At 54.5% G+C, this 13,767-nt stretch carries 12 protein-coding genes; 6 read left to right on the top strand and 6 right to left on the bottom strand.

The genetic code is table 11. The features are described 5' to 3' along the window. The first annotated feature begins 1,203 nt into the window (after positions 1-1,203). The 3 genes from R6U41_RS13470 (at position 1,204) to R6U41_RS13460 (ending at position 1,977) form a co-directional block, all read left to right on the top strand. A complete protein-coding gene (locus tag R6U41_RS13470) occupies positions 1,204-1,443 on the top strand; it encodes a helix-turn-helix domain-containing protein (protein ID WP_410270361.1) in 240 nt (79 codons plus the stop codon). A 99-nt stretch (positions 1,444-1,542) separates the two neighbouring features. Continuing rightward, positions 1,543-1,752 (top strand): type II toxin-antitoxin system HicB family antitoxin, encoded by a 210-nt coding sequence (locus R6U41_RS13465; RefSeq protein WP_410270360.1) that lies wholly within the window; start codon positions 1,543-1,545, stop codon positions 1,750-1,752. Then, positions 1,753-1,977 carry a type II toxin-antitoxin system HicA family toxin gene (locus R6U41_RS13460; protein ID WP_410270359.1) on the top strand — a complete coding sequence of 75 codons (225 nt, stop codon included), beginning with the start codon at positions 1,753-1,755 and terminating at the stop codon, positions 1,975-1,977. It abuts the gene before it with no gap. Between the two features lie 9 nt (positions 1,978-1,986). Here the strand turns inward: R6U41_RS13460 and R6U41_RS13455 are convergent, their stop codons facing one another. Beyond that, a complete protein-coding gene (locus R6U41_RS13455; protein WP_410270358.1) occupies positions 1,987-2,739 on the bottom strand; it encodes a lysophospholipid acyltransferase family protein in 753 nt (250 codons plus the stop codon). A 101-nt stretch (positions 2,740-2,840) separates the two neighbouring features. Here R6U41_RS13455 and R6U41_RS13450 point away from each other — a divergent pair, with 101 nt between their 5' ends. After that, positions 2,841-3,347, top strand: a complete 507-nt coding sequence (locus tag R6U41_RS13450; protein WP_410270357.1) for a DUF456 family protein — start codon at positions 2,841-2,843, stop codon at positions 3,345-3,347. A 374-nt stretch (positions 3,348-3,721) separates the two neighbouring features. Beyond that, positions 3,722-5,596 carry a 3-deoxy-7-phosphoheptulonate synthase gene (gene aroF, locus R6U41_RS13445; RefSeq protein WP_410270356.1) on the top strand — a complete coding sequence of 625 codons (1,875 nt, stop codon included), beginning with the start codon at positions 3,722-3,724 and terminating at the stop codon, positions 5,594-5,596. A 188-nt stretch (positions 5,597-5,784) separates the two neighbouring features. Here the strand turns inward: aroF and R6U41_RS13440 are convergent, their stop codons facing one another. The 5 genes from R6U41_RS13440 to R6U41_RS13420 all read right to left on the bottom strand — a co-directional run bounded on the left by R6U41_RS13440 (position 5,785) and on the right by R6U41_RS13420 (position 11,849). Next, positions 5,785-7,419: an FmdE family protein gene (locus R6U41_RS13440; RefSeq protein WP_410270355.1), complete on the bottom strand. Its 1,635-nt coding sequence runs from the start codon at positions 7,417-7,419 to the stop codon at positions 5,785-5,787. 81 nt (positions 7,420-7,500) lie between these two features. Continuing rightward, positions 7,501-8,145, bottom strand: coding sequence for a cytochrome b/b6 domain-containing protein (locus R6U41_RS13435; RefSeq protein WP_410270354.1), 645 nt, complete (start codon positions 8,143-8,145; stop codon positions 7,501-7,503). A 4-nt stretch (positions 8,146-8,149) separates the two neighbouring features. Beyond that, entirely contained in the window at positions 8,150-9,724 is a 1,575-nt protein-coding gene (locus tag R6U41_RS13430; RefSeq protein ID WP_410270362.1) for a tetrathionate reductase family octaheme c-type cytochrome, read from the bottom strand. A gap of 87 nt (positions 9,725-9,811) precedes the next feature. Then, positions 9,812-10,141, bottom strand: a complete 330-nt coding sequence (locus tag R6U41_RS13425) for a c-type cytochrome (protein WP_410270353.1) — start codon at positions 10,139-10,141, stop codon at positions 9,812-9,814. A gap of 22 nt (positions 10,142-10,163) precedes the next feature. Then, positions 10,164-11,849: a DUF3373 family protein gene (locus R6U41_RS13420; RefSeq protein ID WP_410270352.1), complete on the bottom strand. Its 1,686-nt coding sequence runs from the start codon at positions 11,847-11,849 to the stop codon at positions 10,164-10,166. Positions 11,850-12,076: 227 nt separating this feature from the next. Between R6U41_RS13420 and R6U41_RS13415 the strand changes: the two genes are divergently transcribed. Then, positions 12,077-13,450: a sigma-54 interaction domain-containing protein gene (locus R6U41_RS13415; RefSeq protein ID WP_410270351.1), complete on the top strand. Its 1,374-nt coding sequence runs from the start codon at positions 12,077-12,079 to the stop codon at positions 13,448-13,450. Positions 13,451-13,767: the final 317 nt, after the last annotated feature.

Here is a 13,767-nt window from a genome sequence, read left to right as displayed (position 1 = left end):
CCATGGTTTTCAACCCGGAAGAAGTCACAAGCGTAACATCGGCATAACCAGGGCGTAAGCAGCTTGGGGCGGTTTTCGCATGTGGCGGGGCGGGTTTGTTTGTCTGCGGCTCGGTTTCGGCGATCGTCCCGGGACTTTGGCTGGAATTTCAAAAACTCGGGCTGATCGCCCTCAAACAGTTTGAAATTCCGGTCGCCAAAGCCCCGGTCCGATCTTATGCCGAAACCGCGCCAATGCAGCCAAACAAACCACCCCCGCCCCACCCCATGGCCAAGGTACTGGAAACATACGGCAGCAACTGTTTTTTTACCGGAAAATCCTTTGAATTTGGATGCCGATATAGAGATGATCGGCCTGGAGAGGTGTTTTACAGCGTTATCGGATTTGAGCACAGGTCCCCAAGGAAGCCCGAAGGGCGGGGGCGGGTTTTTGAAGCGACATTGAGAATTTTTGCGGAAAAATTCAGCCGATGCCGAAGCCGGAAAATTTCAAACTGTTTGAGGGCGAATGCCCGAGTTTTTGAAATTTCGGCGAAGGCATCGGCTGAATCCGCAAAAAGGCTCAGGAGCGAAAAAACCCGGCCCTGGCCGCAGGGCTTTCTTCCTCCAGACCAGCACCATTTTCAACCCGGAAGAAGTCACAAGCGCCGCATCGGTATAACCAGGGTATAAGCAGCTTGGGTCGGTTTTCGCATGTGTCGGGTCGGGTGTGGTTTGTTTGTCTGCGGCTCGGTTTCGGCGATCGTCCCGGGACTTTGGCTGGAATTTTAAAAACTCGGGCTGGTCGCCCTCAGACAGTTTAAAATTCCGGACGCCAAAGCCCCGGTCCGATCTTATGCCGAAACCGCGCCAATGCAGCCAAACAAACCACCCCGCCCCGCCCCATGGCCAACGCACTGGAAATAGGGGCCAGCAACAATTGTTTTTTACCGGGAGGTCCTTTGAGTTTGGATATCTAAAGAGTTGATCAGCCTGGAAGGGTGTTTCCAATGTGTTTTACAGAGTTATCGAATTTGAGCAGGGCTTCCTTCCTAACAAACATGGGACGATTTGAAAGCTTTTTACGAGGCTGTCAGTCCTGCCGGAAAGAGAAAAGACGGTATGCAAAATCTTTTCCCCTTGATTTCTTGGGTTTGATTTTCCTATAAAATTATGCAACACGCGTTGATGAAAAATAAGAACACAAGAAAAAGGAGATCTATCCATGCCCGTATTCGGAGATGAACTCAAGCGGTTGCGGCAGAAAAAACAGGTGAGCACAGGGCAGGTGGCACGGGCTGTGGGCATTCCACAGTCGCGCTACAGTGAAATGGAAAAAGGCGTTCGGGTAGCCTCAGAGGGCCAGATCCAACGGCTTGAAAAATACTATGAGGTTGAAGCCGGCACTCTGGCCTCATTAATGGAAAAACAATGGCAGGATTTGGTGCAGGCAGCCGCGGCATAGCTGTTTGCTGTTTTTAAACTGTATGCCGGCCTCTTTTCGACTTTTGTTTTATAACTTGTTATATTGAAATAAAATAAAGGAAAACATGGGAGAGGTGGCATGAAAACATATACGGCAATCATTGAGAAATGCCCTGAAACCAATCTGTATGTTGGTTTTGTCCCGGGCTTTCCGGGTGCCCATTCTCAAGGGGAAACGCTGGACGAACTGAATCAGAATCTAAGGGAAGTGATCCAAATGCTTCTCGAGGATGGAGAGCCTATGCTGGAAACCGAATTTGTGGGCACTCAAACTGTTTTGGTGGCGTAAATGGGTTCTGTGCCGGTCCTGAAACCAAAAGAGGTGGCCAGGATTCTTGAAAAAATGGGATTTTCTGAGGTGCGTCAGAGGGGTGCGCATAAACAGTTTCGACACAAGGATGGCCGGAAAACGACCGTGCCGTTCCACCCCGGAAAGGACATATCTCCAATCCTGCTGAAACAGATTGCCCGGGATATTAAAGTATCCCTGGAGGAATTTTTGCAGTACAGATAGTGTGAGCGTTTAAGCGTCTGCTGTCTGCTGTTTTTCTATATCTTCCAGTTCGTGCATGATTTTTTCGCGCACCATCAGGGCGGTTTCCTCAGGGGTCAGGTGGCTGAATTGTTCATACGGGATTTCGGGCAAAATCCGCACCCGGATGTCGCATCTCCCGTGAAAGTTGATGCTGTGCTTGGGCAGGGCTTTGTTGGTGCCTGAGATCACGATGGGCTGGATCGGGGCCTGATGTTCTGTAGCCAGGATAAAAGCGCCAGACTTGAAATTTCGGACATTGCCGTCAGGCGACCGGGTGCCTTCCGGGAAAATCAGCACGGAACTTCCTTCGTCCAGGGCTTTTTTGCAGTCCTTCATCATCTTGGTAATGCTTCGCTTGTCCCCGCGTTTTAATTCAATGTAGCGGTTTAACCGCATGTTCCACCCGATCAGGGGAACCTTGAAAATTTCGCTTTTGGACACAAACTTGAAGTGGCAAAACAGATTGAACAGCACCAGGATGTCGAGCAGGGACTGATGGTTGGAAACCACCACCCGGGCCTTTTTGGAGTCGATGTGCTCCCGGCCCTGGATGCGGATTTTCCATGCCGGGATAATCCAGGTGTAGAGCGCTCCCCAAAAGCAGGTAAACTGCTGGAGAATCACCAGCCGCCGGTCAAAGGCCACGGTGACGACCTTAATGACAAGTGCGGCCAGAAAAAAGATTACCGAGGTAATACCCACAAAACTGAACCAGGCAATTGCAATCAAACGGTTTTTCATAAAAATTTTCACCGGATTTAAGGTCTGTAAGGAGAAAAATCTTTGGATGAGGTTATAAACGCGGATCAGCGGTTATTTCAAGGAAAAAATCGGATGGGCGCATGGAATTAACCGCTATTGCCGCAGCAGTGGTGCTGATCTTGTGCTGTGTTGCCGGGATTCTGCTGGTGCCGCTGGGAATGCCGGGAACCTTTGTGATCCTTGCCGGGGCGGTGGTCTACAACCTGATCCGCGGTGCCATGGTGTTTTCCCTGGCGGTTCTGGCGCTGGTGCTGGGCCTGGCCATTGTCGGAGAGGTGCTGGAATATGTGCTTGGCATGCGCATGGCCACCAAAAGGGGGGCTTCCCGGTATGCGGCTTTTGGCGGGATTGTCGGGGGCATTGTGGGCGCGTTTGCCGGGGTGCCGGTTTTTTTGATTGGACCGGTTATTGGTTTGTTTGCCGGGGTTTTTATTGGTGCGTTTCTGGTGGAGCTGGCGGTGAAAAAAGATGCAGCGGCATCCCTGCGCTCGGCCACGGGTGCTTTTTACGGGCGGATGGGCGCGGTTCTGGCCAAAACCCTGGTGGGCTGTGTCATGGTGATTGTGCTATGGATGCAGGCGTTTTGATCCTTTTTCCGGCCCGGGTCATAACTTTTTCACAATTGTGTTGACAGGTTAAAATAAATATCCTACCTATAAATCAATACCACTTTATTAAATCAGCAGGGAATTTTTTTGATATGCAGCTGACCGGCGGTTGCCACAACCCGATGTTTTCTTTTGGGCGCTTCTTTTTTGGCTTTAGAAGCGTCCATCCGGCGGTGTAGCATGCAGTAAAAATCAACAGATGCACACAACCCCGGGTGGACAGACCATGTCCGCCCGGGGTTTTTTGTTTAAAAGACCCCCGGGGGACGCTTCCCCGGGGTTTTTTCGTCTGGCACCAGCCCCGGGGGCCCGGCAAATAAAAAAAGCCATGTTTCAATCACAGGAGGTCAAAGATGTTAATCGTACTGGAGCCCGACATTACCCAGAAACAGAAAAACCAAATTTACCGGATTTTGCGCGAAGGCGGCTGCATTTCCCGTGAAATTACCGAGGCGGGCCGGCATATTATCGGCTCAACCGGAGATGCCGGCCGCCCGCCGGATTTTTTTGAATCCCTGGAGGGCGTGGCTCGGGTGGTGCCGGTCAATACGGCATTTAAACTCGTCAGCCGGCAGATGCACCCCGAAGACACCCGGGTGCAGGTGGGCGATGTGTCCGTGGGCGGCGAGCGCATCGTGGTCATTGCCGGGCCGTGTGCGGTGGAAAACCGGGAACGGACTCTTTCCATTGCCGGGCAGGTGCGCAAGTACGGGGCCGTGTTGTTCCGGGGCGGGGCGTTTAAACCCCGGACCTCGCCCTATGCCTTCCAGGGCCTGGGCGAAGAGGGCTTGAAAATCCTGGCCGAGGTGCGGCAGACCTTTGGCATGCCGGTGGTCACCGAGATCACCACCCCGGCCCAGGCCGACCTGGTGATGAAATACGTGGACGTGATCCAGATCGGTGCGCGCAACATGCAGAACTTTGAGCTTTTAAAATGCGTGGGGCGGCTGGGAAAGCCGGTGCTGCTGAAGCGGGGGCTTGCTGCCACCATCGAGGAATGGCTTATGTCGGCTGAATACATTGTTTCCGAGGGAAACGATAACGTGATTCTTTGCGAGCGCGGCATCCGCACCTTTGAGCCCTACACCCGCAACACCTTGGATCTTTCGGCCATTCCGGTGATCAAAAACCTCACCCACCTGCCCGTGATCATTGATCCCAGCCACGCCACCGGAATCCGGGAAAAGGTCAGTCCCATGGCCCGGGCCGCCATTGCCGCAGGTGCGGACGGCCTGATGATCGAGGTCCATGATGACCCGGACCACGCCCTGTCAGACGGGGCCCAAAGCCTTTATCCGGAGCAGTTTTCCCGGCTCATGCGGGATTTGTACGTGATATCCCCGGTGGTGGACAAACAGCTGGATTTCGGGTATCTCGACAAGGCTCGGGCCGTGGACCGTATGCAGAAAGCCGGCAACGGCCAGGGCCGGCGGGCGGCTTTTCTCGGCGAGCCGGGCACCTACAGCCACAAGGCCTGCATGCAGTACTTCGGCGGCCAGGTTCAGCCCGTGCCCATGGATTCTTTTAAGGAAATTTACGAAACGGTCAGGGAAGGTGCGGCGGATTTCGGGGTCATCCCCCTGGAAAACTCCCTGGCCGGAAGCGTACATGAAAATTATGATTTGCTGCTCGAATACGATTTGCGCATTGTGGGCGAAATCCTGCTGCGAATCGAGCATCACCTCATCGGTCATCCCGAAGCACGGGTCGAAGACATCCGGCGGGTTTATTCCCATCCCCAGGTCTTTCAGCAGTGCCGCAGCTATATTGACCGCCATCAATGGGAATGGATCCCGGTTTCAGATACGGCCCGGGCGGTCAGGCTCGTAAAAGAGCAGAACAATCCGGCCGAAGGCGCCCTTGCCGGCCGGGACGCGGCCCGGATCCATGAAATGCAGATCCTGGAGCAGGGCATTGAAGCCAACGCCCGCAATTACACCCGGTTTGTGGTGATCGCCAGAGAGCCCATATCCGGCGGACAAAAAAATAAGTCATCGTTGATCTTTTCCACGGGAAACCAGCCCGGGGCCCTGTTTGAGGCCCTGAAGGTGTTTGCCGATAAGGGCATCAACCTGGTCAAGCTCGAATCCCGGCCCATTCACGGCAAGCCCTGGGAGTACATGTTTTACGTGGACCTTGAAGCTGACGTGGACAGCGATGAATTGGCACCGGTGATAAGGCAGCTGGAGCAAAAAATTGATTACCTCAAGATCCTGGGCAGCTATTGATGATTTCCAAAAGATAAAAAAAAGCGGGAGCCCGGGGGTGAATCGGGCTCCCGCCATGCCAAAGGGAGGGTGTCTCATGGCAAAAGCTGGAAAGAAATGGCCTGCTTTTCCGCTTTTGATCAGGAGTTGAAATAGCCCCCAATAATTTTATAATAACCACGAAAACCGCCGGTGCAAATCCCGAAGACCTACTTTCCAAACGGGCACTTGGGAAAGGTGCAGGCCTTGCAGCTCAGGCAGAACCCGCCCTGGGCATAGGCGGCCATGTCCTTTCGGGTCAGATGCTGGCCGGCCAGCAGTCTCGGCAGAATCAGGTCCAGGCTCGTGGTCTTGTGAAACAGGGCGCACGCCGGAACACCCAGAACCCGGGCCTGCTTGATCCGGCCCACCAGGGTCATGGCCCCGGGCAGGATGGGCGCGCCGTAAAGCACATCTTCCAGACCCGCGCGGATCAGGCCCGTGCGGGTCTGATCATCCGGGTCCACGGACAATCCTGCGGTGGTGATGATCAGATCCGCGCCACAGGCAAGCAGGTTGGAGGCCTCTTCTGCGATCTGGTCTGCATCGTCTGCTGAAACAGCCGCGTGCACCACCTGGCAGTTGAAGTATTCCACCTTGCGCCGGATCACCGGCTCGAATTTGTCCTCGATTAAGCCCCTATACACCTCGGTTCCCGTGACCAGAATGCCCACCTTTGCCGGTTTGATGGGAAGGACCGTAAACAGGGGCGGCTTTTCAATGGTTTCCAGGGCATGTTCGAAATGGCTGCGGTCCAGATACAGGGGAATGGCCCGGGAGCCGGCAAAGGGCTTGTCTTTTTCCACCAGGATATTGTTTTGCCGGCTTGTGCACATGACATTGGGCACCAGGTTGAAATTCTCCAGTGCGGCTGTGTCAATGGAAAGAAGCCCGGTCACCGAGGCGTGGAAATTGATTTTGCCCTCAGCGGGCGGGGCCGGGTAATAGACGTTGGGCCCGGCCATTTTTTCGGCAAAGGCCAGCACAGCGTCGTTTTCATGGATCCAGCGATCTGAGGAAACCGGCGCGTCCTCCACGTAAACCTTGGACCGGCCCATCTGCTGGAGGCGGCACAGATCCCCGGCGCTGATTTCCTGGCCGGCCTTGAATTCCGGTCCCTTGGAAACCCCGGGCACGATCCGGGTCATGTCATGCAGGGCCTTTTTCCCCACGGCCTCTTCCACGGGAACAGCCGCGATTTCCGGTGCCGGCTCCTCGGCCAGGCAGTCATGATCCAGCACATGGCGGTACGGAGCCTCTCCCTGGCATCCCCGGCAGATGGAACCGTCTTTTTTGGGATAGGCCTCCCCGCAGGCAGGGCATACGGCAATGGCCCCCATTTCGGGTTTTTTGACCAGCCGCTGGCGGACATTGACCGGCTCCACTGACATGTATTGGTCGCCGGCTGCCTCGATTTCGGCAAAAAGCCGATCCGTGTCCTGTTCCTGCTTGGCTGTGCGTTTTAAAAACCAGTCCCGGATTTCCGGGAAATCTTCAAGCTTGTCGAGCTCGATGCTCACCCGCCAGCCCTCGAAGGAGTATTTGTCATACAGGCTCAGGGCGTATCTGCCCAGGTTGATAACCTTCATCCAGCTGTTTCCGGTGCTGCACAGGGTCAGCAGCTGCACTGCGTCGGGCAGGCATTTGCCGGTTTCCACAACAGCTTCAAACAGGGTGCCTTCAGGCAGCTTCTGTTTGGCCGCCTCCACCATGTAGCCGCCGATGAGCAGGCCCGGGGCCGGGTATCCGTGAAACCGCCGGGCCAGTTCCATAAATTCCGAAAATGAGTATTGGCCGATGTTCATGATAAAAAGCCTTTCTTTGAGTATAAGTTCATTTGTCGGAATCGTTTATACTCCTGAAAGGCGCAGAGATAAAGTCAAAAATCAGGATCCGGCTTTTTCCCAGTCCTCAACCGCCTCTGGTTCCTCGAGATCCTCCCATCCCGTGATCATGGCCTTGAGATGCGCAAACACGGTTGCTCCGGTGGTGGTCATGTACACGTGAATGATGATAAAAACCAATATCGCGTAGGCCATGGCCATGTGAATAAAGGCCACCTGGGAAAGGGTCAGAAAATCCAGTCCCCAGGCCGTCCATGAATTGTAACTCCAGTACAAAAATCCCGAGATCATCTGTATGGGAAGCATCACTGCGGCCAGCGATAAATAGGTCAGCCGCTGGAGCGGGTTGTGCTTGGCTTTTTTGCTTTTTGGCACTGGATGGGTTTCGCCCCTGAAAATGCCGTAGCTGTAATAACGGATCACAGTGAGCATCTTGCGGGTCGTGGGAATGTATTGTTTCCATTCCCCGGTGGTAAACATCCAGAAAGTGAAAAAGAAAAAAGCGATCAGCCATGCCAGGCCGGTAAAGTTGTGGATGTTCACCGCATCCTGAAATCCGGTCAGGACAAACATGCCGTGGACTTCCAGTCCGGTTGCCAGCAGAACGCCAATCAGTGCCATTTGCAGCCAGTGCCAGAAACGCTCGTAACGTGAATACAAGTAAATGCGCTTTGGTTGCCCGGTCATTGTATCAGTTCTCCTTTCTGCTGCCGTTTGCCACTATGCGGCCGATGGCGTGCAGGCCCACAGCCGCCAGGGCGCCAATGGCCAGAATCCATGCCGCATAGTCCATTAAGGCAAAACGGTCCCTTCCGGGCATGTAGAATCCGGCCAGATTGGCCAGACGCCCGCTTTCAGGACGGTGGCAGGCCTGGCAGGAAAGTGTGTTTTCCTTTGGCGCCACCATGTGGGTTGTGGGAAACACATAAGTGGTTTCCACAAATCCCATGTCCCCTGAATAGGGCAGATCCATCAGGGCCATGCCCCGGGTGTTGGCGTCCTGCCAGTCAAAGGTTTTCCAGTACCCGTTGTTTTCCTCCGAAAGAAGGGGGGTGATCAGGGTGTTGTGAATCTTGTCATAGGGCTGCATGGCCCGGTGCACCTTGAACGGAAAAATCCGGGACTGGCCCTCTCCGCGCTCGCCTACGGGGTGGCTGACCCGCACGACCCCGGAGGGATCGATGACATCCTTTGCGGTCAATGCGGCAACCGAGCCGTTGTACCAGAAATATTCCGGCTCCACGTTTTTCTCCCAGCCGAACTCGCCCTTGATGGATTTGTATACCGGCCGGTCAAATTTCCCTTTTTCGATATAGGGCTTGCCGTCTTTGAGCCGGCCGGCTTTGGACCAGTCCCATGTCATTTCCGTGGCATGTGCCCGGGCAAATTCAGGAATATGGCAGCTCTGGCAGGCCACCATGTCGGTGTGGTCGTTGAGCTTGCCCTCTTTGTGCGGGCTTGCGGTGTGACAGGATTCACAGGAGATTTTCGGGGCCAGGTCATCTTCCACCAGGCTTTTGCGCTCCGAGACCGCGGGTGTGGAATAGACCCGGCCGGCCACCTGGTGTTTGCTGGTGGTATGACAGCGGGTGCAGGAAAAATCCTCGCCATCGATTCCCATGTGCACATCCAGGCTTCGCCTGGGGTTGATCAGGGAGGCATCCAGGTCTCCGTGCTTGACCCCTTCACCGCCGCCGCCGTTGAAGTGGCAGGAGCCGCAGTTCTGCCGGTCCGGCCGGATGATCCGGGTAACTGCCGCTGAAATATCGTCCTGGATTTCCGACACCAGTTCGGTTTCCCCCATTTCCTTGAAAAACTGGTAATCCTTGAACTGGGCCTTCCAGTCCATGTCTTCTCCGCCGTGGCACACCAGGCAGTTGATGCCGTCTTCCTTGCCGTTCCAGCCGATATGGCAGCTGCTGCATTTTTTGTCGTTCATCTTGTTGGTGGAAATGCAGAAGTTGTTGATGGAATAACCCGCCTTGCCCACCAGGTCGCCGTCTTCGTAGGGCGAAAGCCATTTCCAGTGGATGGTGTGAAACAGCTGATCATCTGCCAGGGAATGGCAGGACAGGCAGGTTTCAGTGATCTGCTGCCCGGATTCAAATGTTTTTTTCATGGCCTCCATTTCAGAATGATCGGCTGTTGTCCAATCCCCGGACAGGACACCGGCCTGCCGGGCCATGGCCCGGCCCGGGGCGGGAGGCGTGTCCTGGGCCGCGGCCCCGGCCGGTAAAAAAGCAAGGCATGCGGTTATTGCCAGCATGAAAAAATTTTTTGTGCTTGTTTGCAAAACAACCTCCCTCGGGGTTGGTTGGATTCGTGGCGTCAGGGCCTTGCCAATCCCGGTTTTTTATTCGCAGGTTGCCGGAGACGGTGAGTCAAAGGCATGGTTGTAGAGATAGGTCAGCATGTCGTTTCTCTCTGATTCGGAAAAGCCCTTCCACTGATCCGCGCACTCGAAGCGTTCATATCTTTGAAAGGCGCGTTCCCATTGGGCCTGGGTCTTGGAGATCGGGTTTAACGGTTCGGCGGATGCCCCTTCTGTGTGGCAGGACCGGCAGTTTTTTCGGAACAGGTATTTGCCCTTTCTTTCATTGCCCTGTTCAAATGCCGCGGCCGTTCCCGCCAGGGCCAGAACAAATCCCGAGATGAGCAATAAGCACAATAGGTTTCGCAACATGGTTGTCTCCTTTGTATTCTATTTAAAATTGTACGGTTGCAGACAGGTAATAATTCCAGACTTCGTCAATAACCGGGTTGATGGTGTCAAGCGCCGTGGTGTCGGCAATTTTGACCGGTTTTCCCAGCGGATTGCCGCTGCCTGTGTACTTGTAGTCATAGAATTGGCCGCCGAGTTTGACAAAGAAGTTGTTCCCGAAAATCGGCTGAATGTAATAGGCCTCGTAAACCTCGCCCCGGGCGGCGAGTTTACTGCCGATCAGCGAATCTTCAGCGCCGGTAAAGTTAAACCAATACTTGGATCCCCAGTTGTACTCCAGCCCCAGACGCCCGTTGACAAGCGGCACCGGAAAAATGGCGCCCGCATATATGCTGTATCCGTCCCGGTCTTCGAGTTCGCCGTTGGAACTCAGCAGGCCCATGCCCATTAGCTCGTAAAAGGGATTCTGCGAAATTTGGGAGGGGTTGGTATGGGTCCAGGAACCGGCCAAAAACCAGTCGATGTGGTCGTTTTCGGTCGGGATCTGCGATCTGATCAACAGGGATGCCGCATCCCAGTCGCCGATATTGGTTTGGGGTTCCAGGCGGGAAATAAAGCCGCCGCTGTTTTGTTCAAATGTATATGTGCCGTTGTTTTTCGATACAATAAAGGGCATGACCGCCAGGCCCGTAAAGCCGTCGGTGACATCCCAGGCATGGGCATAGCTGAATTTGAAACTGGTGGTGCCGTTGTCGTATAAATCCGAAATAATGCCCAGCATGTGAACATCATCGAGTTCGGCTTGGCTGTAATTCAGCGAGGCGGCATTTCCCCAGTCGCTTTCATAGCCCACACCATAGCAAAGTTTAAACGACGCCCCTGGGATGCCGGTGACGTCCTCTAAGCCAAAGGTAAGTGATGCGCCGTCAAACTGCCAGTTAATGATGGTGGCCAGCGGAGAACCGCCCTGGAGGCTGTAATTGCGGTATTCCAGCGGAGGCCCGTCCGTGGAGGGTCTTCTTCCGGCAGAAAAGCTGTAGGGAATATCCCCGAAATGATTTTTATAAACAAAATAGGCCCGCTCCACCCGAAGCGTGTCTCCGTGGGGCAGGCTTGCGCTGTTTCCGTCAAAGGTGACATCCCCAAGGCTTCCCTGGTTGAACTTCACCCCTGTGCTGTCGCCAAACACCTTGTATGCGGCCAACCGGCCCCGGAATTCAAGGTGCTGGTTATACCGGCCCGTCATGTTCAGGCGGATGCGGTTGGTGTAGATGACATCATTGTCTGCATCGTATTTTTCAGGTTCAGGGATTGCCCCGGAGGCTGCGATGTCGGCTACGGCCTGTTGGAATTGCTGTTTTGTGGCCCCGTTGAAGCCGCCCTGAGCCACAGGCGTGAAAAAATTCTGGATCATCGAAGATGGCGCCATGCGGATGTCGTTGTAATGGATGGATTCGGCCCGGGTTCTGAAATTCACGCCCCACGAAATTTTATCAGTGGCCGTGTGCAGTTCGGTCTTGTCCACCCGGTCCATTAACATATCGATATCCTCGGTGTTCCAGTCTTGGCTTTTCTCCATTTTCTCGATTTTTTCCTGAAGTGTTTCCACCTGTTTTTTCAGGTCGCTCAGGCTTTCTTCGGCGCATAATACAGGGGGCAGAAATAAGGTGCATGCCGCCAGCGCCGCAAGAATTGCTGGAAGGCATAAAAAATGGGTTTTTTGCCGCATATGGGCCTCCGCGGGTTAAGAGATGAATGGTGCGCATTCCGGTCCGATGCAGCATGATAGGGCAATGTTTGTGCCAGTTATTTGTTTCGAAATAACAGCCTGATAAAACATATGATTTAAAAATTTTCATGGCGTTTTGCGGATAAAATTGTTATTGTTTCATTAACACCTGTTAATTAACCATTAACAATTGCGGTAAACAGGATAAGCAGGAAAAGTACTGTGAAATGAATATCGGGGACTACTGGAAAACCATTTTTGACACTCTCCACGACGGGTTGATTGTCGTGGACACCTCCGGCTGCATTGTTGCCATCAATCCTGCGGCCGAGGAGATTACCGGTTTTGCCGCAGACGAGCTTCAGGGGCACTCCTGCAGGATACTGAACTGCACGGGATGCAAGTTTGTGGGCAAGGGCAGCGGGGATAAATGGTGCAGGCTGTTTGCCGTGGGCGGTGTGCGGGACAAGCAGTGCATGATCACCAAAAAAGACCGCCAGACCGTGCATATTCTCAAAAGCGCCAGGGTGCTGCGCGATGCCTCCGGGGAAATGATCGGCGCCGTGGAGACCCTTACGGATATTTCCCAGCTCGTGCGCCAGCAGGAGGAAATCAAATCCCTGAAACAGGCCTGCCAGCCCGGGGATTCTTTTTACGGAATCCTGGGCCAGGCACCGGTGATGGTCAATCTGTATGGAATGATAGACAACGTGGCCCGCTCGGATGCACCGGTGATGATCACCGGGCAAAGCGGAACAGGCAAGGAAATGGTCGCCAGGGCGGTCCACCAGGCGGGCGTGCGCAGGGATAAACCCTTTATCAAGGTCAACTGCGCGGCCTTAAACGAAAGTCTTCTGGAAAGCGAACTCTTCGGTCATGTCAAGGGGGCGTTTACAGGTGCGGACCGCTCCCGGATCGGGCGGTTTGAAGCCGCCCACCAGGGCACCATCTTGCTCGATGAAATCGGCGATATTCCGCCTGCCACCCAGGTGAAGCTGCTTCGCGTGCTGGAGGAAAAAAAGATCGAACGGGTGGGGGATCACAATCAGATATCCGTGGATGTGCGCATTGTCACGGCAACCAACAAGGATCCGGAAGACCTGGTCCGGCAGGGAATATTCCGGGAAGACCTGTATTTCCGGATCAATGTGTTTCCCATTCAATGCCCGCCCCTGGCCGCGCATCCCGAGGATATCCCTCTTCTGGCAAGCCATTTTATCAGCCGCAACATGATCCATTCGGACAAGGATATTTCCGGCATCAGCCCGGCGGCCCTGGATCGGCTCATGGCTTATGACTGGCCCGGCAATGTCCGGGAACTGCGAAATACCATCGAGTATGCCTTTGTCCTGTGCCCGGGCGGTACAATTGATGAAATTCATCTCCCCGCCCGGGTCAGGGCTGTTGTCCGGCCGCCTACGGCCCTGCCGGCGGTCAATGCCGATGAGACCGGGCAGCGGGCGCTGCTGGAACAGACATTGCGGCAAACCGGCTGGAACCAGTCCGAAACCGCCCGGATTCTCGGCGTCAGCCGGGTGACTGTCTGGAAGAGAATCAGGAAATTCGGAATTGAGCGTCCCTGGGCAGCCGGCTTCCGATAGCGGCTTCAATTCGCGGGATTTTCGGCCTGCAATCCGAATTTTTTCCGAACTTCTTTTATGTTCATTGTTCTATAATTTTCGCATGATGCCGGCCCGGTGGCGGTTTGCTCCCTGCTGACCGCTTGCGCGCTCAATGCGACTCGCAAACCACCCCCGGGCCGGCATCATGGCCGACTGTGTGCAAAGTTTCCCACCAAGGGAGCCGGAAGCAACACATTTACGTTTTAAAAAGCGTTGTTTTCATGCCCGGTCCCGTGGGCTGGTCCGGCAAGAACCCTTCCAAGTATCTGCAGGAATCAAGACCGCAGCCTGTCTGA

It is taken from the genome of Desulfosalsimonas sp. (assembly GCF_046483245.1).
Classification (GTDB): Bacteria; Desulfobacterota; Desulfobacteria; order Desulfobacterales; family Desulfosalsimonadaceae; genus Desulfosalsimonas.
This window is presented reverse-complemented; position numbering and strand designations above follow the sequence as displayed.

Coding starts and splice junctions, on each gene's coding strand:
- R6U41_RS13415 (WP_410270351.1), top strand. CDS start 12,077: ATGAATATCGGGGACTACTGGAAAACCATTTTTGACACTCTCCACGAC.
- R6U41_RS13470 (WP_410270361.1), top strand. CDS start 1,204: ATGCCCGTATTCGGAGATGAACTCAAGCGGTTGCGGCAGAAAAAACAG.
- R6U41_RS13455 (WP_410270358.1), bottom strand. CDS start 2,739: ATGAAAAACCGTTTGATTGCAATTGCCTGGTTCAGTTTTGTGGGTATT.
- R6U41_RS13460 (WP_410270359.1), top strand. CDS start 1,753: ATGGGTTCTGTGCCGGTCCTGAAACCAAAAGAGGTGGCCAGGATTCTT.
- aroF (WP_410270356.1), top strand. CDS start 3,722: ATGTTAATCGTACTGGAGCCCGACATTACCCAGAAACAGAAAAACCAA.
- R6U41_RS13425 (WP_410270353.1), bottom strand. CDS start 10,141: ATGTTGCGAAACCTATTGTGCTTATTGCTCATCTCGGGATTTGTTCTG.
- R6U41_RS13435 (WP_410270354.1), bottom strand. CDS start 8,145: ATGACCGGGCAACCAAAGCGCATTTACTTGTATTCACGTTACGAGCGT.
- R6U41_RS13430 (WP_410270362.1), bottom strand. CDS start 9,724: ATGCTGGCAATAACCGCATGCCTTGCTTTTTTACCGGCCGGGGCCGCG.
- R6U41_RS13420 (WP_410270352.1), bottom strand. CDS start 11,849: ATGCGGCAAAAAACCCATTTTTTATGCCTTCCAGCAATTCTTGCGGCG.
- R6U41_RS13465 (WP_410270360.1), top strand. CDS start 1,543: ATGAAAACATATACGGCAATCATTGAGAAATGCCCTGAAACCAATCTG.
- R6U41_RS13440 (WP_410270355.1), bottom strand. CDS start 7,419: ATGAACATCGGCCAATACTCATTTTCGGAATTTATGGAACTGGCCCGG.
- R6U41_RS13450 (WP_410270357.1), top strand. CDS start 2,841: ATGGAATTAACCGCTATTGCCGCAGCAGTGGTGCTGATCTTGTGCTGT.